The organism is Paenibacillus sp. GP183 (assembly GCF_900104695.1).
GTDB lineage: Bacteria > Bacillota > Bacilli > Paenibacillales > NBRC-103111 > Paenibacillus_AI.
Genome location: NZ_FNSW01000001.1, coordinates 5,360,575 through 5,382,971 on the forward strand (window position 1 = coordinate 5,360,575; position 22,397 = coordinate 5,382,971).

Genomic DNA, 22,397 nt, shown 5'->3' on the forward strand with positions numbered 1-22,397 from the left:
AATAATGAAAAAGTCTGAAGCGACCTGTTCACTCACCCGTGAAGGTCGTTTTATTTATTTAGTGATTCTTTTATACTTTTTTTAGATTTCGTTTAGAGACCATTTAGACATACCCCCTATCATGAATAAGGGGAGGAGGTGACAAAAGATGGAAAACGAAGTTAAAGCAGGTGAGGAAGTAAAAGCATCAGGACGTATTCGATCAGTAAGATTGGTTTACGGGCTGTTGGCAGCGGGTTACTTCGTGTGTGTGATTCTCCAAGTGTTTTTCGCCGGATTGGGTGTATTTGTGAACGCCGATTATTTACAATTGCATCGTGCATTCGCGAATTATTTCGAGTTAGCCTCCGTCCTTATGTTCCTGTTATCGTTTCTCGGGCGCATCCGGGGAGGATTGCGATGGTTAACTCTAGGCTTGTTTGCGCTCACTTCATTACAGCACTTGACTCTCCAATTCCCCGGGTTTCTTCCGGCGATTCACACGATTGATGCCTTGCTCTTGTTTGGGATATCGATGCATTTAATGAAACGTTCCTGGTCATGGCTTTTGTTCAGGTAAAATGCGAAATGGGAGGGGGGTTATGCAATTTATCTGGTGGGGGATCAATGTTTTTCTCGGTTGTTTGTTCGGCCTGGAAGCATTTTACCATAGATACTTGCATGATTCCTCGAAGCATAATTGTCTGCATTTCGGTGCACTGATTGTATTCCTTACTTTCAGTTTAATCAGTCTTGTCATTTTACTGTATGAGTCGCTTCCTGCGACAATTGGAGATGTTATGGATCCGATTTTTCTTTTGGCCCCTGTGCTATGTACATTTGGATTACTGCTGCAGTACTTTGGATATGCGCTATTGCTAAAGAAATTATATCTATCCTCGCACGACAAATAGATTTAGCATCGTTGTTTTCATGATATAATTGGGTATCAGTTGTCACCTGGACTTATTCATCATAGTTGAAGGGGCCAATTGGAAAGGAGGTATAACCATGAAAAGAAAAGTTGTTTTTGTTATTTTTCTTGTGATAATGGGTACTTCACTAATTTTGAATATAGGTTATTCCTATAACATTCATAATCTCAATGGAACTAACATGCGAATACACTCAAGTCTGGAACAAGATGTGAAACGATTATCCGAAAAGTTAGCTAGTACCAGCCTGATCATTGAAAATTTGAAATCTGAAAACGATAAATTAACAGCTAATTATAAGTACATTACGGGTAATTTACATACAATGCAAGTTGAGGACGAAGCGAACATTTATAAAATACGCAAAATAATTGATAATTTACCAGGGGTATCAAAAAAATTAGCTTTTATTAAAGAGTTAAGAAATGAAAAAGGTGTGTATTATTTAGTCTTTGATTATGTGAATTGGTTTCATGGAGATGATGCCAAAAAAGCAGCTCAGGAAGATAATAATCCTAATGCCGCTTCCTTAAGTAACAATTTTTATATTAGAAATGAAATTATTGAAAATGACAAAGTAGTCCTAAGAAATGACGCAATGATATATGAATTGAATGGGGCTTTGCTGAAATACATAGCATTCAATGATTTTGTTTCAGAAAAAACTAACCTTGTTGACCGGCTATTTAATATTGTTATTGTTACTGACAAGATTACATTGCTAGAGGAGCAATATAGGCCATAACTGATGAAGGAGCTGCCTCGGCAGCTCCTTTTGACATTTGAAACTGGCTGAGATTTCATGTCCGATGAGGTGTTTCCTCAACTGGCCGCATATTGTGGTAATATGGAAGTATTCAACCAATTGATATATGGAGAGATGTTAAGATGAATTCTTCAGCAGCATTATCTCTTTATTATTTACGGGATGCAGCGGCAAAGGAAGATCTCCAGATGTTTTTTTAATTCCTAAGGATTTCAAAGGCTGGATTCAAATCGTATATAATGGGGGCGATGATGATTATGGGGAAATATCGAGCAGCTCATTATGAATCTCATCATGTTTCTTTTTTCCAAGCATAGACGCCTTGTCTTTACTTCATTTAATCAATCGGAATATTATGATGCGGTAAATAAATTAAAAAGTCACGGAGTTTCCTATCGCAGCCGAATAACAAGCTACGATAGGAGCTTCAACAGAAATGATAACGACCAATACGACATCTATGTCAAAAAGGACGAGGAATATCTCGCGGAGAAAGCTATAAACAGCCGGCCTGGTTAGATGGGGAAGGCCATCTCAATTTTCGTCCCAATATTAACTTTACTAGTTACATGTAGAGTTCCATTATGGCTTTCAATAATTTTTTTGCTCACCATAAACCCTAATCCTGTACCTGTTTCCTTTGTAGAAAAAAAAGGCTGCCCTAGCTTTGCCAATTGCTCCTCTGATAATCCACAGCCCTGATCCTCGATAGTAATGCTTATAAAGCTCTTTTGATTTCTAGCAACATTCACTAGGATTTCTCCACCGTTTTGCATGGATTCAATTGAGTTTTGAATAAAATTAATGAAAACTTGTTTTAGTTGATTCTCGTCGCAATGGATAAGCACTTCGTCTTCACAAAATTTCGTATGTATGATCACATTCTTCAATAGGGCTTGAGATTCGAGTAAGGCGATAACGTGTTCTAAAGTGTTGCAAACATCTTTTTTTTGATAATTTATCACTTGTGGTTTTGCAAGTATCAATAACTCATTAACTATGAGTTCTATTCGATTTATTTCAGAATTTAGTATTTCAAAATAATGCAAGTTTTCTGCCATTTGACGTTCCAATAGTTTTAGAAAACCCTTAACGGCTGTTAATGGATTGCGAATCTCATGTGCGATACCGGCAGCTAATTGACCGACTATTGAAAGTTTTTCTGAATTGATAATAGTTTGCTGCGTATGAATTCTTTCTTCTTCAACTTTCATTCTTTCCGTTATATCTCTGGCAATGTTTAATATTTTTTCAATTTCCCCTTGTTCATTTCGGACTACTTTTACAGCGTTTTCAAACCAAACATAATCCCCATTTTTATGACGTATACGACAGGTAAGCGTGTTGACATCAGACTTTTGAAAAATATCAGGATTTGCGACTTTTAAAAAATCATCAGGGTGCAGAAAGTCCACAGCCAATTTCCCAACAACTTCTTCAGCTTCATATCCAAGGATAGACTTTAAGCTGGGTGATACATACTGATAAATAAAGTCTGGAGACAAATAAATAAGTATGTCCTGTTCACTTTCGGATATGAGTTCGCTTAATTTTTGAAGATGGCGAAGTTGTACCGTCGTTTTTTTTCGTACCGTAATATCCTCGGTTTGGGAGAGAAAATAAAGAGGTTTTCCATGCTCGTCGCGAATCAAAGAAGAACTGATAGATACCCATACTATGTTTCCATTTTGATGATAATGTCGTTTTTCAAAAGTGTAACTATCAATTTTACCCTCTAAAGCTTCGCGTATCATTTCAAAATCCAATTCTAAATCTTCCTCAATCGTAATAGCTTGAAAGTTCGAAGATAAAAGCTCTTGCTCTGAATATCCAAACATATCGCATAAAGCAGGATTGACCTTTAACCAGCGACCATCAGGGGCAACTAATGCCATGCCAATAGGCGTATGATTAAAAGCGTGAACAAATAAGGATTCGTTTTGATTCATGATGATAAGTTCCTTTCCTTACCGCAGCAAATATGATAGTCTAATGACCTGAAATGGGAGGAGAGTTCAACTAGTAGCTAATATGTATTCTATAATTTACAAATCGACTTTGTACAGGGATAAATTTACATTATTACAGTACTTAAAAGGATGGTGTGTTCAGCATGCTCAGTAATAATAGTCAAATTCAGAACTATTTGGAGCGCATTGGATTTAAAGGAACGCTCGACGGCAGTGTAAAAACGCTGTCCGACCTGCAGGAGTGTCATCTGCATACGGTTCCGTACGAAAATTTGGATATCCTGGACCATATACCTTTATCGTTGGATCCGCAGGATGTATATCAAAAGGTTATCATGCGTCGGCGTGGAGGATATTGCTTCGAGCTGAACGCTTTATTCGGCTGGCTGCTGCGGGAGCTTGGTTATCCGGTCACTGACTTGTTCGCCCGATTTTGGCGAGACGAACCGAATACTCCGCCGAAACGACGTCATCATGTCCTGAAGGTAGAAGCAGAAGGCGCGGCATACTTGTGCGATGTCGGCGTGGGCGGTATCTTACCCCGCAGATCGATTATTTTAATAGAAGGTATTGATCAGCGGCAAGGCGAGGAGTGCTACCGTCTCGAGCGCGATCCGTATTACGGCTGGGTGCTTTGCGAGCAGAAGAACGGTGAATGGAACAAAATTTACTCCTTCACGGAGGAGCCTCAGTTGCCGAAGGACTTCATCTTTGCGAGCTTCTGGTGTGAGAACGCGCCTGATTCGATCTTTACCCAAAACCCAATGGTCGCCATACGAACACCGGAGGGACGCAATACGATCGCAGGCCGAGAATTTCGCATCTTTAGTTCCGCGGGGGTAAGGACCTTTACCCCGCAGAATCAAGATGAGTATAAAGCAGCCTTGCTTGAGAATTTTGGTATTAATCTAGATTAATACCTTCTTGCATTAAAATTAATTTATCGTACCTGCGGATACTGATTTTTGAAATTCGAATTTATTGTTGATTCCTTCTTCAAAATGCTTAATGAACAAATAATCCAAGCTGTTTAATTCTTTGTTGAGACAAGCGACAAAGATCTGGGTGGAAGGAAAAGGGTTGTGTTCAATTTCTAATTGGACCAGCTCTTTTTGTTCAACTTCTCTTCTCATTGATAAATTCCCAACGAGGCAAACTCCCATATTTCTTTTTACAAAGTGCTTCATTAATTGCAAATTGTTCGTTTCATATTTGGCCTGATAGGTCAAATTGAATTGGCTTAACGTTAAATCGAAAATTTTTCGATACTGCGAAACACTGGTGAACGTAATAAGCGGTTCTTTTGAAATTTCATCCAAAGAGACACACCCCCTATTTGCAAAGTGATGCTCGGGGGATACGAATAGCTTGGTCTGCTCACTATGTACGGGGCGGTAGACAATCTCGCTGTCATTACTTGCATAACGGGTGATACATAGTTGGAAAATCTGGTTTTTCATCATGCGTATAAGCTCTTTTGTGGGATAACAGTAAACCTTTATGGATATATTCGGATATTCCGCAGTAAATGAGTCCATAATTTCCGGAAGCGCATGGGCAAATGAATTATTACAGCCAATCGACAAGGACCCTGTAGCCCCCTGTCCAATCCTCTCCACAGCCTCCTTGCCTTTTTGCAAAGCGCCGAGAATTCTTTGGGCATGAGGCAGAAAGGCTTTTCCTTCTTCTGTGAGCTTTATACTTCTCTTTCCGCGAATCAGTAAAGACTTCCCTAAGTCCTTCTCCAACTGGCTGATCCGATGGGAAATCGTCGGCTGAGGCAAATACAACAGTTCTGCAGCTTTAGTGTAACTCCCTATTTGATAGACGGAAAGAAAGGTACTGATTTGTACTAAATTCATTATGCATCACTCCAAAGTTTTTATTATGTCAAGTAACATAACGTAACAAATTCATTATAACATGTGAAACTAGAGATTTGTCACAGGATTTTCGGATTCTCACAGTAAATGTATTCGCTATCATTAGTTTTTTCAATAAAACCATTCATATTCGGTTATTTACATGTCATTAATTTTTCAATATGATGTTAACAAATATAAGGTAACGTTATTTTGTGTTAGATAATATTACACATGTAAAAAGTAGAAGTTCTGCCAATTTGCCAAATCGAGGGGAGATTGTGAAATGAAATACGATTTTGAAGATCATTGTTGGAAAGAACTCGTTAGTGAAGAGCTGCTGGAAATTTATAAACCGTATCGACGGGAAACCTATGTAGGCAAAAAACCAGCCGTGCTGGTGGTCGACCTGTATAACCTTGCCTACGAGGGAGGCCCTAAGCCGGTTATTGAATTGCAAAAAGAGTTTCCAAGTTCCTGTGGAATTCATGCCTGGGAAGCCATTGAGCCAACGAAAAAATTACTCGAGGCTGCAAGATCGAACGGTTACCCTGTCATTTATTTGACGGGAGACCAAAGAACAAGGGAAAAGGGATCGTTTTCCTCAACAAACCGTAAATCGACTTCTGTAAAAAGTGAAAACTCCTATGAAATATTTCCTGATTTCAAACCGGAACCGGAAAATTTGATCATTTATAAAACAAGGGCAAGCGGTTTTTACGGTACCCCGTTGTCAGCTTATTTAACGATGATGGGCGTCGACAGCTTGATCGTTTGCGGGGAATCCACGAGCGGCTGCGTACGCGCCAGCGTGGTCGATGCATACTCCCACGGCCTCCATTCCGTTGTTGTGGAGGAATGCTGTTTTGACCGCAGTCCTTTATCCCACAAAGTCAGTCTGTTTGATCTTCACCATAAATACGCCGATGTGATGCACATTGATGAGGTGCTCGAACATCTCGCGAATCGTAATCTGCTGAAAACAGTATGACAAATCTCTTTGAATCGCATAAATGGATTGGATTGGTATAAAACGGTTTGGGTGGTGAAATAAGATGCTCAGCTATTCCATAAAAAGAACTTTGCAGCTGTTTGTGACGATGCTAGGCGTAGTTTCATTGGTGTTTTTCTCCATTCGTTTGATTCCGGGCGACCCGTCAGCGGCTATGGCAGGGGACAACCTTTCCGGAGAGGCTTTGGAGATATTTCGGCAAAAGCTGGGGCTTAACGCTCCGCTTTGGATGCAATATCTCGATTATCTCAAAAGTCTTATAAGATTTGATTTGGGAAATACGCTCACGACTTCCCTCCCAATTACAGGGCTGCTATTGAAAGCTCTTCCGATCACATTCACTCTAGCTGTATTCACTCTTTTAGTTTCCATCTTGATCGCCATACCTCTTGGAACGGTCGCCGCTTTCCACGCGAATAAAGGAAGGAGGGCGATGGATAATGCCCTCACCTCGGCTTCGATGGTTGGTGAATTGATGCCTTCTTTCATGTCTTCGCTGCTTCTGATGCTGCTGCTGTCCCTTACTTTGCATTTGCTGCCGGCGAGCGGCGCAATTCAATTTGATAATCCCTTCATGTTGATGAAGAGGCTGGCGCTGCCTGTTATCGTTCTTTCCCTTACCCAAATATCCACGCTGGCGAGGATTACCCGTACTTCGGTGCTTGAGGTGTTGAACGAGGATTATGTGAGGACGGCGCGTTCGATGGGCCTGTCGGAAATTGTTGTGGTATTCAGGCATGCATTAAAAAATTCCATGCTGCCGATTATCACTGTCATTGGTCTAAGCTTCGCAAACCTGTTAAATGGAGCGGTTATTGTGGAATACATCTTCTCCATACCGGGAAATGGAACTTTGCTGATCAGCGGAATTAACAGCCGGGATTATCCGCTTGTACAAAATGGTATTTTATTCTACTCCTTTATTTTCATTTTGGTGAATTATATGACGGATTTGATTTACAAAAGAGTCGATCCGAGAGTGCAGACCTAACCTATTTGGACAAAAGGAGGGATATTTGAAATGAACCAAAAAGCCGTTGGAACGCCGTTCAGCCCGGTGGCAAAACCAGCAAGAGTGCACATACCGTATCTGCGGTTTATTTATGCAAATAAAAGTATTTTATATGCTGTGGTCATCCTCGTTCCTTTTGTGCTTGCAACGATATTTGCTTCTTGGCTTCCCTTGCAGCCACCTTTGGAATCGAACGTGCGCGCGAGCTTGCAAGCGCCATCGCTGGAACATCCATTCGGGTCAGATAAACTGGGCAGAGACGTGCTCAGCAGAACTCTGGCGGGAAGTAAAGTTTCTCTGACTGTGGGCTTTGCCGTTGCGGTCATTTCACTTATTTTTGGTCTTGTTTTGGGAACAATCTCGGGTTTTTACGGAAAGTATGTGGACCGAATTATAATGGGGATCGTCGATATTTTCCTTGCTTTCCCATCGCTTTTGCTGGCTATCATGCTGGTGGCCATTCTCGGAGCCGGAATTGGTCCCGTGATCATCGCAATTACTGTGGCGGACGTACCCAGATTCATTCGCTTGCAGCGTTCAATCGTGCTCAGCTTAAAATCGCGAACCTATATTGAAGCTGCCAAGACTATGAAAGCCTCTCAGGGATGGCTTATGGCCAAACACATCATCCCGAATACGATTGCACCGCTGCTCGTAGCCGCCAGCATTGCCGCTGCCAACGCGATATTGCTCGAAGCCAGTTTGAGCTTTATAGGGCTTGGAATCAAGCTTCCGGAGCCGTCTCTCGGAAATATTATTAAGGAAGGGCAGCAGTACCTGCAGCAAGCTTGGTGGATTTCGGCGCTGCCGGGGCTCGCTATTTTTCTCATTGCAATTTCCCTTCATTTTTTATCCGACGGCATTCGCCAAAAGCTGGATCCAAAAGCAAGGAAATAAACGTAACCCCACTTGTAATGTCATGAGGAGGGCACATGATAGATATGGAAGCTGTTCAAAAGAAACCGGTCTTGCAAGTTCGTGATTTGAATACTCATTTTTTTACGGATTCGGGTACGGTGAAGGCGGTAAACGGCGTTTCTTTTGATCTTCTGCGCGGAGAACGTTTGGCCATTGTCGGCGAAAGCGGTTCGGGCAAAAGCGCGATGGCTATGTCCCTGATCCAATTGCTGGCTTTTCCCGGCAAAGTGGTTTCAGGCAGCACCAAGCTGGAAGGCAGGGAGCTCATCGGGCTGGGAGAACGGGAATTAAATAAGCTCCGTGGGAGCGCAATCGGCACCATTTTTCAAGATCCAATGTCGTCGCTCGACCCGGTCATGAAGATCGAAGACCAGATGGTAAAGCCGATTCGGATGCATTTGAAATTAAACGCTAAAGATGCGCGCAGCTTGGCCGTTAATCTTTTGGCGCGCGTCGGCATTCCTGATGCGGATAAACGAATATCCGCTTATCCGTTTGAACTCAGCGGAGGCATGAGGCAGCGTGTCATGATTGCGATGGCGCTATCCTGCAACCCGAAGCTGATCATTGCCGACGAACCGACGACCGCTCTGGATGTAACCATTCAGGCACAAATTGTCCAATTGTTAAAAGAATTGGCGGAAACGACAGGCACCACTATGATGTTCATTACTCATGATTTGGGGCTGGTTGCCCGCTTCGCGCAAAAGGTGGCGGTCATGTATGCCGGAAAGATCATTGAATTCGGAACGGTTCATGAAATTTTCAGCCAGCCGAAGCATCCGTATACGCAAAGCTTGCTCAAGGCGATACCAAGCGTCGCCGGGGAAAAGAAGAACCGGCTTTTGCAAATTCAAGGTTTCCCGCCCGATATGAAATTGCCGGTTACCGGTTGTTCTTATAAAGATCGATGCCCGGCTGCTATCGACCGCTGTTATCTGGAATCGCCTGATCTTACCTTGCGGGGCGGCAATCAATCGGCTGCTTGCTGGCTGGAAAATGGGTTAATGAGTGAAGGGGAAGACAAAATCGTTGAACTTTTGAGCTACAAATACGTCAAGTCCATGGATTCAGAAAAGACGAAGGAAGTATATGCAAGCGACACTGTTTTGAAAATCCAGGATTTGAACAAGCATTTTACGAAAAAATCGTTGGTCCCGTGGAAGAAAAGTACGGTCATCCGCGCCGTCAATGGCATTAATATGACCCTGAAGAGAGGCGAAACGATCGGCATTGTTGGGGAAAGCGGCTGCGGCAAAAGCACAACTGCCAGGATGCTGCTGGATTTGGATAAGCCTACTTCAGGGAGCATCCACATGGATGGAAATATCCAGATCGTTTTCCAAGATCCCTATTCTTCATTCAACCCGAAAATGAAAATCAGTGATATTATCGGAGAACCGCTTAATGTGCAAAAGATCGGCACTAAAGAGGAACGCAAACAGAAAGTGCGGGATTTGATTCAGAAGGTCGGGCTTGAAACGTCATATTTGGACCGTTATCCCAGTCAGTTAAGCGGCGGACAGCGCCAGCGCATAGGGATTGCAAGATCGCTCGCATTGAATCCAACCGTCATTGTTGCGGACGAACCGACATCGGCGCTGGACGTCTCCGTCAGGGCGCAAATCATTAATCTGCTGTGCGATTTAAAAGAAGAGATGGGGCTTAGTTTTATCTTTATTTCCCATGATCTGTCAACCGTTCGCTATATTTCCGATACGATTGCGGTTATGTATTTGGGTGAAATCGTAGAAAGCGGCCCTGCTGAAGAAATATTCAATAACCCCGCCCATCCTTATACGAAGGCTCTGCTTAGCGCCGTTCCCGTGCCGGACCCAAGGGTGGAAGAAAGCAGGAATATTGAATTGCTTCAAGGGGAATTGCCTAGCTTGGCGAACCCGCCAACAGGCTGCGCGTTTAGTTCCCGCTGCCCTCAAGTAACGGAAAGATGCATGCAAGAAAAACCAAAACTCGAAGATTACCGAGTGAGCAGAAAGGTCTCCTGCCATGTTGTCTCCTGAGTTTTACAGGAAATTCGGCATTTATGGCGGAGGCTTTTTTTATACCATTACCGGCATGGCGCAGCCCTTTTTCTCACTCTATGCGCAGGAAGCCGGCGCCTCTACAGCAGCGATCGGGTTCTTGGTTACGATGCGTGCGATTCTGCCTATCTTTATCGCGATGCCGATAGGGCAGCTGATCGATTCGATCGGCCCCATGCGAATGTTGAAATACGGAAGCGTCTCACTTATTTTATCGCTGTTTGCCAATATAATTGCCAATAGTTTATGGATGATGGCGATATCACAAGTATTTATGGGCATTTGCGTCCTTATCATGTCGTCATGCTTCCAGGTGCTGGTTTCCGAAGGTCGAAAAAAGGAGCGTAACGGCAGCATCAATAAATATTCGATGTGGATGTCTGCTGGCGGGATGCTGGGACCGTTAATCGGCGGGGGCGTAACCTCTTTATTCGTTAACAAAATGTTCGGTTATAAATTTACTTTCGGCGCAGCTTGTATAGCCTCAATCCTGTTTTTTATATTATTGCTTGTGATTGCCAAAGGCTATAAGCATGCTGAAGCTGAAAAATCTGTGAAACCTAAAGATCTGCTGAAGGCGAAAGGCATCCTCGACAGTTACGTCAGCGGTTGGCATCTAATGAAATTTCGCTCTGTCCAGTTCGGATTGGTCGCTACTTTCCTGATCATGTACATTCAATCGCTGTATATGAGCTTCATGCCGATTTATTTGGATGGACTTGGATACTCAACATTGCTTATTTCAGCCATCATTTCAATACGTGGTTTAGCCAGTATGCTGTCCAGATACGGTTTAGGGTGGTTAATGCGCCTGGCGTCTATGGAGCGGATATTGATAATAGCCGGCATTATTGCCTCCATTGGCGTTGTGCTGACGCCGCTCGCCGGTTTGCACATGGCGTGGATTATTATTTTGGTTATGGTCATTGGAGGCGCGGTTGGGATCAATCAGCCGGTGAGCATCATGATTATGGTCGATGACGACCAGGGGCCTAATCGCGGCAAACTGATGGGCATGCGCCTGATCATGAATCGAATATCGCAAATTTTGAGCCCGGCGATATTCGGAGTCTTGGGTCAAACACTCGGGTTAACGATTGCATTTTACGTGGGCGGAGGGTTTCTGGTTGCAGCCATGCTTGGATTTTCGTTGTTTACCTCGTTGAAATGGAAGTCGCAAACACCAGGCATCGAACCACCCGAGGAGGAACCGAAGGAGCCCTTCTCTATGCCGCAGCCAAAGTCGAATGAAAGAGCTTTATAACAAAAAACAGGGAGGAATTTGGAAATGGATATGACAAAAGAGTGGGAACGATTTTTTACGGAGCAAGACAAGGAGCATTATAAATTATGGGGCAAAAAAGAACCTTTCGGGTTCGGAAAAAGCCCGGCGCTTCTGCTCATCGACATCTACTATGGAGTTCTCGGATTGAAGAGAGAGCCGCTGATGGAGCAGATCAAGTATCTTCCAGGCGGCATGGGACTCGAGGGCTGGGAAGCTGTGGACCGCGCGGCAGAGCTGCTGGCCGCAGCCCGGGCGAACAATATTCCGGTCATCCATGTCACGAAACTGGATACGGACGGCGTCATCGGTTGGGGAGGCAAAATAGGCAGAAGGCCGACGAACATTCCGGAGGAGCTTCGCAGAAAAATGAGTGATATTGTCGAAGAAGTTGCGCCCCAGCCCGGAGAGGTGGTACTTCGCAAAGCGGCTCCGAGCGCGTTTAATGGAACTGTGCTCGCATATCAGCTTCGCTCCATGGGTATCGATACGCTGATTGCCTGCGGCGAATCGACGAGCGGATGCGTACGGTCAACTGTAGTTGACGGCGCAACGAACCGCTATCATATGGGTGTCGTGGCTGAAGCTTGTTTTGACCGTACCCAGATGTCCCACTACGTGAACCTGTTCGACTTGCATCAAAAATACGCCGATGTCATTGACCGCTTTGAAGCAACAACCTATTTTGCAGAAATCGCCTCCGAAAGGAAGAAGGAGCACGCAACAATATAATATATACGGCATGGCAATTCCGCTTCAGAAAACCAAACAATGCTCAACGGATTTGTTGGACTAAAAAACTTATAAATAGAAGAAGAGGGATCATGCTATGATAAAAGGATTCAGAGTTGCCCGCCTGTTGGCACTGCTTCTATCTGTTGCTTTCATTTTCGCGGCTTGCTCCAACAACGGCAATTCCAAACAAGATGCTTCTGCAGCCAGTCCAGCAAATTCCGGGGGTACGGCGAAGGCTGCGGACAAAGTGCTGAAAGTCCGTACTTACGACGATTTTGCCGGATACGATCCTGCCTCCATTTTCCGAACGGAAAACGAAAATATCGCTTTCAATATTTATAGCGGTTTGGTGTCGTATGATTCAAAGACAGGTGCAATCGTTCCCGATCTCGCGGATAAATGGGAATCGAGCGACAATAAAACATGGACGTTCCATTTGCGTAAAGGGGTCAAGTGGCAAAAAGGATATGGCGAGCTGACGGCTGCCGATGTCATATACTCATACCAACGTATCATTGATCCGAAAACAGCATCACCATACGCAAACGACTTCGGCAACATTGCATCGGTCGAAGCCCCCGATAATTATACAGTCGTGTATAAGCTGAAGACAGTGGACGGCAATTTTCCTCATATCGTCGCCAACTATCACCAGGGACAAATTGTTAAAAAGGAAGCCGTAGAAAAGTTTGGAGACCAATACAAATGGAATCCTGTCGGCACTGGTCCCTTTGAATTGGAAAGCTTAAAGCCGAATCAAGAAATCGTGCTTGCGCGCCATGCCGACTATTTCAAAGGACCTGCGCCGCTAAGCAAAATCATTTTCACCATCATCAAGGATGATGACACAGCCGGTATTGCGCTGCAGAACGGTGAAGTCGATTTGGCCATGCGAATTGATCGTACGGAAACGGTTCAAAGACTGCAAAAGGCCGGTTTTCTTATGAATACCCGTCAAGACAGGGCTGTTAATGTCATGGTATTCAACACGTCCGTCAAGCCTCTCGATAACGTTAAGGTAAGACAGGCTTATGCGTACGCAATCGATTGGCCAACAATTATCAAGACAACTTATCCGCTGTTGGAATCGCCGACCATTAACTTGCTGCCCAAGTGGATGGATGTATATACAGCCGATGTTCCAAAGTATGATTTCAATCCGGAAAAAGCGAAGCAGCTGCTTGCTGAAGCGGGCTTGCCGAACGGCTTTACCATCCATCAGCTTACGACATCGTCATCAGGCATAACCGAAGATCTGCAGTTGGTCCAAGAGTATCTGAAAAAAGTGGGCATCACCCTGCAATTTGAACTTGTGGATTCGCCAACGTATAACAAGCGGAGAAATAGCGGCGAATTTGAAATATCTTCAAGACTGCTGCCTGCAATCAATCCAGATACAATTCTTTTCAGCTACCTGCACCCATCTAACATAGTGCCCAAAGGTCTTAACGGAGCAAGGTACAATAATCCGGATCTGACAGCCAAATTGGAAGCGGCACGTTCCGAAGTAAATCCTGACAAAAGAAAGCAGTTATACGCGGAAGTGCAGAAAATTGCCTTGACGGATATGCCTTACTTGCCGTATTATTCCGCACACACCATTTGGCCGAGTTATGATTATGTCACCAATGTAAATGTTAACCCGATTTCACAGGTTAATTATTACGAGGTCGACATGAAACCGAAAAAAGGGAAATGATGAACAAAGAAGCCCCCATTTGGGGGACTCAGGCTGTCGAGAAAGTCCAAAGGACTTTTTCGGCAGTTTTTTTCTATGTTTTGTATTTCAGTGTGCAGCTTTTTCTTTGTCTTTGTCTTTTTCATTTTTTGTATCTAAAGTTTCTAAAGCTTGTAAGCCCAGTTTTGCAAGTACATAATGACCATCGATAGTTGGATGAACATCGTATGGGATCACCAAGATGTTTTGTTTTCCGGCAAAAGCTGAGAACGCATCAGCGACGACAATGCTTGGATCGCTGTCATACGATTTGATGATCATATTTGGTAAAGCGAGCAATGCGCCTGCCTGCAGATCTAAGCCATAAAACGGATTGTAGATATTATAGAGAATAATTGGCGCTTTGGTAACCGAGCGAATTTCGCTGATAATGGCTGTCAAGTTCATGCCGTATTGTTGTGTAATTAGACCAATCACCTGCATATCTGCCAAAGTGGGTGTATAACCGGGAATGCTGATCAGTTTTTCAATGATCGGCTTAGTCCCCTGAAGAAAGTCATTGCTTCCTATTTCCAGCGTAATGACGTTTGCATGAGCAAGTGCATCGCGGTAGCCTTTCGTTTTCAATAAGGCCAGCAAATCCCCAGATTTAGCTCCCCCGACGGCTAGATTGCTCACTTGGTAGTCATCCTCGCTATTTGCAATCAAAGACGGGAATGCTTGGTCAGAAGGTCTATCATTTGTGGGAGATAAATTCCAGCCGAAGGTAATGGAATCACCTAGTGCCACTAAAGATTTTTGGCTTTTTGCAAAGACCGCCTGAGAAAATAACATAGACAAAAGCAAACCAACCAAAAGTACACTCAACAACTTTTTTGATTTCATATCTTCCTCCTAATTGAGATTAATAGATTTCCCTTTTGGGACGCGCCATTTGATCTTAACATTTTATCGTGGAAGAATATGTCATTATCCGATGTCGATCTATGCCTTTCTAGTCCTATTTTTAACATATGATAGAACGCTTATGTTCCGGAGGTGGACCAGTGCGTTGGTCGAGAGAGCGACGTCGGCAGCTTGGTGTCAGCATCGCCCTTCGCCGCGTTAAGCTGGGCTTGGGTGAGAAAGATGCTCCCGGTGAGGTCGGCACCGCTGAGGTCAGTGTCCCGGAAATCAGCCCCTATGAGGTCAGCCAATCTCAGATCGGCACCGCTGAGGTCAGCGGCAATAAGGTAGGCGCCTCTCAAGTTGGCGCATCTTAGGTCGGCTCCTCTGAGATTGGCCCCGATGAGATCGACTCCTCGGCCAAAGGTCCTCTGACGTCTCGGAGGGTTCTTCAGCTTGCGGCGGGCTTCGGCTCGCACAAGCTCGCTGGTCCGTAGGTGCAGAGCATTGACATCTGCTCGGTGTGCTGCCACGTCCAGTTCCATGAGTGAGTCGGGACTGAGGCGAGTGAGCCGTTCCGTCTCATCGAGCGCCAAGCTGAGCTCACCGTGGACCGGATGGGCCGATGGCAGCGTCATCGCTTCGGTCAAATACCAGAGCAGCTCATGAAGCTGCCTCATAATTGGGAACACCTCGAACATTTGCTTCGCAGTTCCTGGGAATTGCCGCCAGTCGTGTCCGCCGAAGGTGACTTGGGCAACCTTTTGCCCCGCGCCGAAGCAGTCATAAACCGTGCAGCCTCGAAAGCCCAGTTGCCTAAGGCTATTGTGAACGCCGCAGCGGAAGTCTGATTGCAGGTTGTGGCAGGACTGGCCAGCGCCTTTGTCGATCGCGAAGTCTGCCGAAGCTGCGAACGGCAGCGCGACACAGCATAGGCCGAAGCAGTTCTCGCAGTCAGCTCGCAAACTAAGGCGACTCTTGTCGGGGTATGCTTCTGAATTTTCGTGATTCTCAGACATGTGTGGACTCCTTCCGCATCAAATCAATAAAAGCGATCAGTGTTTTTTGAACTGATCGCTTTTTATTTTACCACATAAGAAAGTTAATAATTTCGGATCCCCATTGCAAAAGCAATAGAAACTGCTAAAAATTCTAATCGTCAAGCTCCTACGTTCTACAGCAAAAAAAGGATCACCTGTTCTTGTAACAGGGGGTCCTTTAAATTTACACTCTATTTGTTTGTGGGAAGTATAGTTTTTGCAATTTTACTATCCAATGCTTCGTAATCGTAATAACGAATGGTTTCATACAGTTCTTTGCGGGTTTGCATGTCTTCCAGAGAGTTGACTTGTGTTCCTGTTTGGCTGATTTCCGCAAAAACCCGCTCGTAGGCTTTTGCGGCAACGCGCAGCGAAGTAACGGGATAAATCACCATGCTGAAGCCCCAGGATTCGAACTGTTCAGCCGTATAATAAGGCGTTCGGCCGAACTCTGTCATATTGGCGAGCATCGGACATTGGACAGCATCGGTGAATTGTTTGAATTCCTCTTCATTTTCAAGTGCTTCCGGGAAAATGCCATCGGCACCTGCGGCCAGATATTGCTTGGCTCTTTTGATCGCCGCATCGATTCCCTCAACACTTTTTGCATCGGTGCGTGCAACTACAAACAGGGTCGGACTGATTTCCTTGATCGTACTTATTTTTTGTGCCATTTCTTCTGCGGATACAAGGTTTTTTCCATTCAGATGACCGCACTTTTTCGGCAATTCCTGGTCTTCAATCTGCACGGCTGCTACCTTGGCCTCAACCATTTCTTTTGCCGTTCTGGCAACGTTCAAGACTCCTCCGTAACCCGTGTCGATATCTACAAGCACAGGCAGGCAAGATGACCGAACAAGCTCACGGGCACGCTCAGCCACTTCATTGGAGTAAATCAATCCCAAATCAGGCAATCCGCGGCTTGCGGTATAAGCTGCACCCGACAAATATAAGGCTTTGAAATCGAATTGCTTGGCAACTCTTGCAGCCATCCCATCATGTGCTCCGGGGATTTTCACAATGGATCCGGACGTTACAAGCCTCCGAAACTCGGCAGCCAACTGTTTTTGATCAGGTTCTTCTTCTATTAACCAGGTCATAGTTACCTCCATTTAACACTGCAGATGCACTCTTTTTTAGATGACAAACAATTTTAAGTAATCCGATACCGGCATTTCAACGAGACGATCATAATCGTGGGAAATGTCCAGAATGTCAGCCGTCTTTTTTCTTGGGAATCTGGTCAGTAAATTGCTTTCGAACTTCTCCCATACTTTCGGCAAGCCATCATTGCGCCGTCTTCGATGACCGATCGGGTATTCGCAAATGATCTTATTCGACTTTGTCCCGTCCTTGAATTCTACTTGAATCGCGTTGGCAATGGAGCGCTTGTCAGGATCAAGGTAGTCTTTGCTGTATTGCTCATCCTCGATGACGACCATCTTGTCGCGTATGGCATCGATTCTGGGGTCCGCAGCCACATCATCCTCATAGTGCTCAGCTTGCAGATTTCCGAAAATCAGGCCTATGGCGACCATGTATTGGAGGCAATGATCCCTGTCGGCAGGATTGTGAAGCTGCCCTTTCTTGTCAATGATCCGAATGGCGGATTGATGAGTCGTCAATGTGATTTGTTGGATGTCATCCAGCCGATATTTGACAAGCTCATGTAAGTCAAATGCGCATTCGACCGCCGTTTGAGCGTGAAACTCAGCTGGAAATGATATTTTAAAGAGAATGTTTTCCATCACATAGGAGCCAAACGGACGCCCAAGCTCCAATTTCTTGCCTTTGAACAGCACAGCCTCAACGCCCCACATGTTTGCCGACAAAGCCGATCTATAGCCCATTTCGCCATTTAACGCCATCAGTGCCAGCTTTACAGCTCGACTTGTCGCGTCTCCGGCAGCCCATGACTTGCGCGAGCCTGCATTAGGGGCTTGACGGTAGGTTCTCAAGCTTGCACCGTCTATCCATGCATTAGAGACAGCATTCTGCACTTCCTCTTTCCTGCCACCTAATATCGCTGTCACAACAGCTGTTGAGGCGACCTTTACCAAATGAACATGATCAAGTCCAACCTGGTTCAAACTGTTTTTAAGTGCCAAAACACCCTGGATTTCATGAGCTTTTATCGCAGCAGTTAGAACGTCGATCATTTTCAAGGGGGCTTTGCCCTCCGATATTCGGACGCGGCTTAAATAGTCGGCTGCAGCCAGAATACCGCCCAGGTTATCCGAAGGATGTCCCCACTCGGCGGCAAGCCAGGTATCATTAAAGTCCAACCAGCGGATCATCGTTCCAATATTAAATGCCGCCTGCACAGGATCAAGCTCGTAGCTTGTACCTGGCACCCGAGCTCCACCAGGAAGCGTTGCACCCGGAACGATTGGACCTAGTAGCTTGGTGCATTCCGGAAAACGAAGCGCCAGAAGACCTGTTCCCAATGAGTCGATCAGAACATGTTGGGCAATGCGATACGCCTCTTCACTATCAAGCTTATAATCCAGCACATAATCCGCAATCTCGACAATCAGCGGGTCAAATTCTTGTTTATTCGTGACTGAGTGATGCACAGAGCTCATTTTAACTTTCCTTTCTCTTCATAAATGTGGATGGGATCATTTCCAATTGTTAAGGATGCAGATCACGCGGTCCCGTATAAATAACCCGAGGTCTGAACAGACGATTGTTCTCATGCTGCTCCATAACATGTGCGGCAATGCCAACTATACGAGCTGCAAAGAAGACAGGAGTAAACAAATCGATGGGAATTCCGAGTAAATAATAAACGGGTGCGGCGTAGTAGTCCAGATTCGGAAAAAGCATTTTCTCACGCTTCATCAACTCTTCGCCAATCACACAAATATTGTATAATTCAATTCGGTCTTTTTCTTTTGCCAGCTTAGCCAACGCCTCTTTCATAAGCAGCGCACGGGGATCCATCTTTTTCATATAAACACGATGCCCAAAACCCATGATCCGTTCTTTCTTGGCTAGTTTATTCATCATGTGCTGCTCGATTTTACTTGCATCTCCTGCTTCAAGGAGCATCTTCATAACTGCTTCATTGGCACCCCCGTGCAGAGTCCCCTTAAGGGAAGCGACTGCACCAGTTAACGCGCCATACATATCGGATTGCGTCGAAGCGATAACGCGTGCTGCAAATGTAGAGTTAGGCATTTCATGCTCGCTGTAGGCGATTAATGACTGGTCAAACACTTCCTCTTCCATTTTGGCAGGAACTTTTCCCGTAATCATATAAAGAAAATTCGCGCTGTACGAAAGATCATGGCTTGGTTGCACCACGGGCTCATCCCTTAGAACGTGATAACCATTCGCAACAATTTGCGGCACTTTGGCGAGAAGACGAATCGCTTTTCGATAATTTGCGTCATGGGAACGATCTTCTAGATCATCATCAAAACTCGCAAGAGCGGAAATACCTGTCCGGAGAACATCCATCATATTTGCCTGTTTGGGGAGTAATTGTAAAATCGATAGAATCTCTTGAGGGAAGACATACTCCGACCTCAATGCTTCTTCCAAGGTCTTGCGTTCCTTTGTCGTCGGTAGATTTCCGGCCAGCAAGAGCCAAATAATATCCAGATATGAGACCTTATTTGCAAGCTCAATCAATTCATAGCCGCGCACAACGATTTCTTCATGCTCGACATCAAGGAAAGATAAGTTCGTTTCACTGGCGATAACGTTTTCAAGACCGGGGACATAACGAGGGTCCATCGTTTTACTCCTCCTTTTTCATACATATTATTAAGTATATCTCCAATAACTTTGGGCGTCTAATACCCATGATGAACTTGGTGATAGGTTTGAAGTATGACAGGTAGAGCAAAACATACTATACTCATATTGATTGAATCTATGTGTTGTTTGGGGTGATGGGACTATGGAATTACGACATTTGCGATACTTTATTACGGTTGCAGAGGAACTTCATTTTGGCAGGGCCGCTTCACGTCTGAATATTTCACAGCCTCCATTAAGCCAACAAATTCGTCAGTTGGAGGTTGAATTGGGCTTCCCGTTACTCTTGCGAAATAAGCACCGCGTAGAACTGACTGAAGCTGGAAAAGTTTATTTGGAAGAGGCACGTTTAATCTTGACCCGTACAGAGAAGGCTCAGATAGCTGCAGAAAGAGCGCACCAAGGTGCTGCCGGCAGATTGGAAATTGCATTTGTAGGGTCAACAACCTATAACATTGTTCCTTGGGTGCAGAAATATCGGACCTTATTCCCATCCGTTCATCTGGTGCTTCATCAAATGAAGACGGAAAATCAACTACAGGCTCTTCATGAAGGCAGCATTCATCTGGGTGTGATTCGCTCCCAGGTACAAAGTCCTTACTTGATTAATCAGATTATTCAGCATGAACCATTGGTAGTCGTTCTTCCTCAATCGCATCCTTTGTCCAGCAGGACAACCTTACGTGTAGAAGATCTTGCCAATGAACCCTTTATTATCACATCACGACGAAATGGGGCGAGTTATTATGACACTGTCATTCATATCTGTCATCAATCGGGATACTATCCCCAAATTGCATTGGAGGCACCCGAAATATTGACGATTGTCGCATTTGTTTCAGCGGGTATAGGCATTTCACTTGTGCCTGCATCTTTTCGGGAACAACAAAACAATGGGGTTGTTTATCGCGAGCTCGAAGGGGTAGATGCGAGTCTGGAGATGGGCTTTATTTGGAGAAAAAATAAGGAGACGCAGGTGCTGCGATCGTTCCTGGACATGATACATAAAATAGGCAATTAATGTTAATCAAAAATTTAGGAAAGAAATTTGAGGAGCTTGCTTAGCGGCAGCTTCTTTTTCTTATGGAATAAAATGGGTACAAATGTTAGATTACATGACATTAATGCACTTGGAAACAAATACATTTACAATAATATGGGATTGAGTGTATATTATATGTTAATATAGATAGTAGTTGTTATAATACATAACATTATTAGGGAGGATTATTACATGAAATTGAAAAAAACAGCAATTATTTCCTCAGTTCTTGCATTGGGTTTGTTGGCAGGGTGCGGAAGCGGAGGCTCGACTACGACCTCTGGCTCAACAGCTACAGCAAAATCAACCGCTGCAGCAGCCACAAAAACCGTTATTAAAATTGCTACACAATCACCTTTGTCAGGAGGAAGCTCTGTTCAGGGGGAAGCTATTAAACTCGGCGCTCAAATGTCTATGGAAGCTAATAAGGCTGAGTTTGAAAAACTTGGTTTCGATTTACAGCTTGTTCCTTATGATGATCAAGGAGATGCGAAAAAAGGGGTTGCCAATGCAGAATTATTAAGTGCTGATCAGTCCATTCTTGCAGTAGTCGGACACATGAACTCAGGAGTCGCCATTCCTTCTTCCGTTGTTTATGAGAAAAACAATATTGTGATGGTATCTCCTTCCAATACAGCAAACCAAGTCACAGACCGTAATTTGAAAGTGGTGAACCGAATTGTTGCGCGTGATGATTTTCAGGGTCCTGCCGCAGCGGATTACGCTGTGAAAACGGTGAAAGCCAAAAATATTTTTGTCATTCAAGACAAAACGGCATATGGACAAGGTTTGGCAGAAGCCTTTAAAGACGCAGCTACGAAGCTGGGTGCCACAATAGCTGGTTATGAGGGCATTACAGTAGGAGAGAAAGATTTCAACGGGGTGCTGAACATTGCGCTTAGCAAAAAACCTGACTTCATCTTTTTCGGAGGGTTATATGGCGAGGCTGGCCTGATCATTAAACAAGCGCGTGACAAAGGAATTATGGTTCCAGTCATGGGTGGAGACGCTCTTGACTCTCAAGGTCTGGTTGATGTCGCCGGAGACAAAGTGAAGGATGCCTTGTACAGCTCTATCGCAGCAGATATTACAAAAACTGATGATGGAAAGAAATGGGCTGATCAATACAAAACAAAATTCGGTAAGGGCCCTGACGGTTATTCGGCATATGCTTATGATTGTATGTCTGTCATTTTAAATGGATTGAAAACCGCGATAAAAGCAAATGGCGGAAAAGTGGCTACACGTGAACAAGTTCGTGATGCGGTACGCAGCACGAAAGATTTCCAAGGTGTAGCAACGAAGGTTAGCTTTGACGGCAAAGGTGATAACACTTACGCCAAAGTATTCATTTATAAATTCGATGGTCCTAAATATCCGGGCACTATGATATCCGAAGTAAGCAAGTAATCGTAATTTCATGAATTAACCTACAATAAAGAGGTATGTGCTTGTTTTTATGCCGTACCTC

20 protein-coding genes are annotated in these 22,397 nt (G+C 44.5%); 13 read left to right on the forward strand and 7 right to left on the reverse strand.

All coding sequences use genetic code 11. From position 1 onward, the window contains the following. The first annotated feature begins 148 nt into the window (after window positions 1-148). From BLV33_RS26315 to BLV33_RS26325, 3 genes are all read left to right on the forward strand, one after another. A complete protein-coding gene (locus BLV33_RS26315) occupies window positions 149-559 on the forward strand; it encodes a DUF6220 domain-containing protein (protein WP_090798462.1) in 411 nt (136 codons plus the stop codon). 22 nt (window positions 560-581) lie between these two features. Next, window positions 582-893 carry a hypothetical protein gene (locus tag BLV33_RS26320; protein WP_090798464.1) on the forward strand — a complete coding sequence of 104 codons (312 nt, stop codon included), beginning with the start codon at window positions 582-584 and terminating at the stop codon, window positions 891-893. A 97-nt stretch (window positions 894-990) separates the two neighbouring features. Next, window positions 991-1,659 (forward strand): hypothetical protein, encoded by a 669-nt coding sequence (locus tag BLV33_RS26325; protein ID WP_090798466.1) that lies wholly within the window; start codon window positions 991-993, stop codon window positions 1,657-1,659. A gap of 536 nt (window positions 1,660-2,195) precedes the next feature. On the opposite strand, the gene BLV33_RS26335 is transcribed toward BLV33_RS26325, so the two are convergent. Continuing rightward, window positions 2,196-3,629, reverse strand: coding sequence for a PAS domain-containing sensor histidine kinase (locus tag BLV33_RS26335; protein ID WP_090798469.1), 1,434 nt, complete (start codon window positions 3,627-3,629; stop codon window positions 2,196-2,198). Between the two features lie 164 nt (window positions 3,630-3,793). Here BLV33_RS26335 and BLV33_RS26340 point away from each other — a divergent pair, with 164 nt between their 5' ends. Beyond that, the gene (locus BLV33_RS26340; RefSeq protein WP_090798471.1) at window positions 3,794-4,567 is read left to right on the forward strand and encodes an arylamine N-acetyltransferase family protein; all 774 of its coding nucleotides are present in this window, start codon (window positions 3,794-3,796) and stop codon (window positions 4,565-4,567) included. A gap of 18 nt (window positions 4,568-4,585) precedes the next feature. On the opposite strand, the gene BLV33_RS26345 is transcribed toward BLV33_RS26340, so the two are convergent. After that, entirely contained in the window at window positions 4,586-5,512 is a 927-nt protein-coding gene (locus tag BLV33_RS26345) for a LysR family transcriptional regulator (protein WP_090798473.1), read from the reverse strand. A 286-nt stretch (window positions 5,513-5,798) separates the two neighbouring features. Between BLV33_RS26345 and BLV33_RS26350 the strand changes: the two genes are divergently transcribed. The 7 genes from BLV33_RS26350 to BLV33_RS26380 all read left to right on the forward strand — a co-directional run bounded on the left by BLV33_RS26350 (window position 5,799) and on the right by BLV33_RS26380 (window position 14,212). Next, on the forward strand, window positions 5,799-6,503 hold the full coding sequence (locus tag BLV33_RS26350; protein ID WP_090798475.1) for an isochorismatase family protein: 705 nt from the start codon (window positions 5,799-5,801) through the stop codon (window positions 6,501-6,503). A gap of 64 nt (window positions 6,504-6,567) precedes the next feature. After that, window positions 6,568-7,515: an ABC transporter permease gene (locus BLV33_RS26355; RefSeq protein ID WP_090798477.1), complete on the forward strand. Its 948-nt coding sequence runs from the start codon at window positions 6,568-6,570 to the stop codon at window positions 7,513-7,515. A gap of 30 nt (window positions 7,516-7,545) precedes the next feature. Continuing rightward, window positions 7,546-8,433: an ABC transporter permease gene (locus BLV33_RS26360; protein ID WP_090798479.1), complete on the forward strand. Its 888-nt coding sequence runs from the start codon at window positions 7,546-7,548 to the stop codon at window positions 8,431-8,433. 35 nt (window positions 8,434-8,468) lie between these two features. Continuing rightward, window positions 8,469-10,475, forward strand: a complete 2,007-nt coding sequence (locus BLV33_RS30530) for an ABC transporter ATP-binding protein (RefSeq protein ID WP_090798481.1) — start codon at window positions 8,469-8,471, stop codon at window positions 10,473-10,475. Next, window positions 10,462-11,760 carry an MFS transporter gene (locus BLV33_RS26370; RefSeq protein WP_090798484.1) on the forward strand — a complete coding sequence of 433 codons (1,299 nt, stop codon included), beginning with the start codon at window positions 10,462-10,464 and terminating at the stop codon, window positions 11,758-11,760. The genes BLV33_RS30530 and BLV33_RS26370 overlap by 14 nt, the downstream gene beginning before the upstream one ends. A 24-nt stretch (window positions 11,761-11,784) precedes the next feature. Then, complete coding sequence (locus tag BLV33_RS26375) at window positions 11,785-12,510, forward strand: isochorismatase family protein (protein WP_090798486.1); 726 nt, start codon at window positions 11,785-11,787, stop codon at window positions 12,508-12,510. A gap of 97 nt (window positions 12,511-12,607) precedes the next feature. After that, window positions 12,608-14,212, forward strand: a complete 1,605-nt coding sequence (locus tag BLV33_RS26380) for an ABC transporter substrate-binding protein (RefSeq protein WP_090798488.1) — start codon at window positions 12,608-12,610, stop codon at window positions 14,210-14,212. An 87-nt stretch (window positions 14,213-14,299) separates the two neighbouring features. On the opposite strand, the gene BLV33_RS26385 is transcribed toward BLV33_RS26380, so the two are convergent. The 5 genes from BLV33_RS26385 to mmgD all read right to left on the reverse strand — a co-directional run bounded on the left by BLV33_RS26385 (window position 14,300) and on the right by mmgD (window position 19,860). Continuing rightward, entirely contained in the window at window positions 14,300-15,076 is a 777-nt protein-coding gene (locus BLV33_RS26385; RefSeq protein WP_090798490.1) for an SGNH/GDSL hydrolase family protein, read from the reverse strand. 140 nt (window positions 15,077-15,216) lie between these two features. Next, window positions 15,217-16,095 carry a pentapeptide repeat-containing protein gene (locus BLV33_RS26390; RefSeq protein WP_090798492.1) on the reverse strand — a complete coding sequence of 293 codons (879 nt, stop codon included), beginning with the start codon at window positions 16,093-16,095 and terminating at the stop codon, window positions 15,217-15,219. Between the two features lie 212 nt (window positions 16,096-16,307). Then, on the reverse strand, window positions 16,308-17,216 hold the full coding sequence (gene prpB / locus BLV33_RS26395; protein WP_090798494.1) for a methylisocitrate lyase: 909 nt from the start codon (window positions 17,214-17,216) through the stop codon (window positions 16,308-16,310). Window positions 17,217-17,252: 36 nt separating this feature from the next. Beyond that, window positions 17,253-18,701 carry a bifunctional 2-methylcitrate dehydratase/aconitate hydratase gene (locus BLV33_RS26400; protein ID WP_090798495.1) on the reverse strand — a complete coding sequence of 483 codons (1,449 nt, stop codon included), beginning with the start codon at window positions 18,699-18,701 and terminating at the stop codon, window positions 17,253-17,255. Window positions 18,702-18,750: 49 nt separating this feature from the next. Further along, on the reverse strand, window positions 18,751-19,860 hold the full coding sequence (mmgD, locus tag BLV33_RS26405) for a citrate synthase (protein ID WP_090798497.1): 1,110 nt from the start codon (window positions 19,858-19,860) through the stop codon (window positions 18,751-18,753). 166 nt (window positions 19,861-20,026) lie between these two features. On the opposite strand from mmgD, the gene BLV33_RS26410 reads away from it, so the two are divergent. Both BLV33_RS26410 and BLV33_RS26415 read left to right on the forward strand, forming a co-directional pair. After that, window positions 20,027-20,905 carry a LysR family transcriptional regulator gene (locus BLV33_RS26410; protein ID WP_090798499.1) on the forward strand — a complete coding sequence of 293 codons (879 nt, stop codon included), beginning with the start codon at window positions 20,027-20,029 and terminating at the stop codon, window positions 20,903-20,905. A gap of 213 nt (window positions 20,906-21,118) precedes the next feature. Next, window positions 21,119-22,336, forward strand: a complete 1,218-nt coding sequence (locus BLV33_RS26415) for a branched-chain amino acid ABC transporter substrate-binding protein (protein WP_090798501.1) — start codon at window positions 21,119-21,121, stop codon at window positions 22,334-22,336. The last annotated feature ends 61 nt before the right edge of the window (window positions 22,337-22,397 follow it).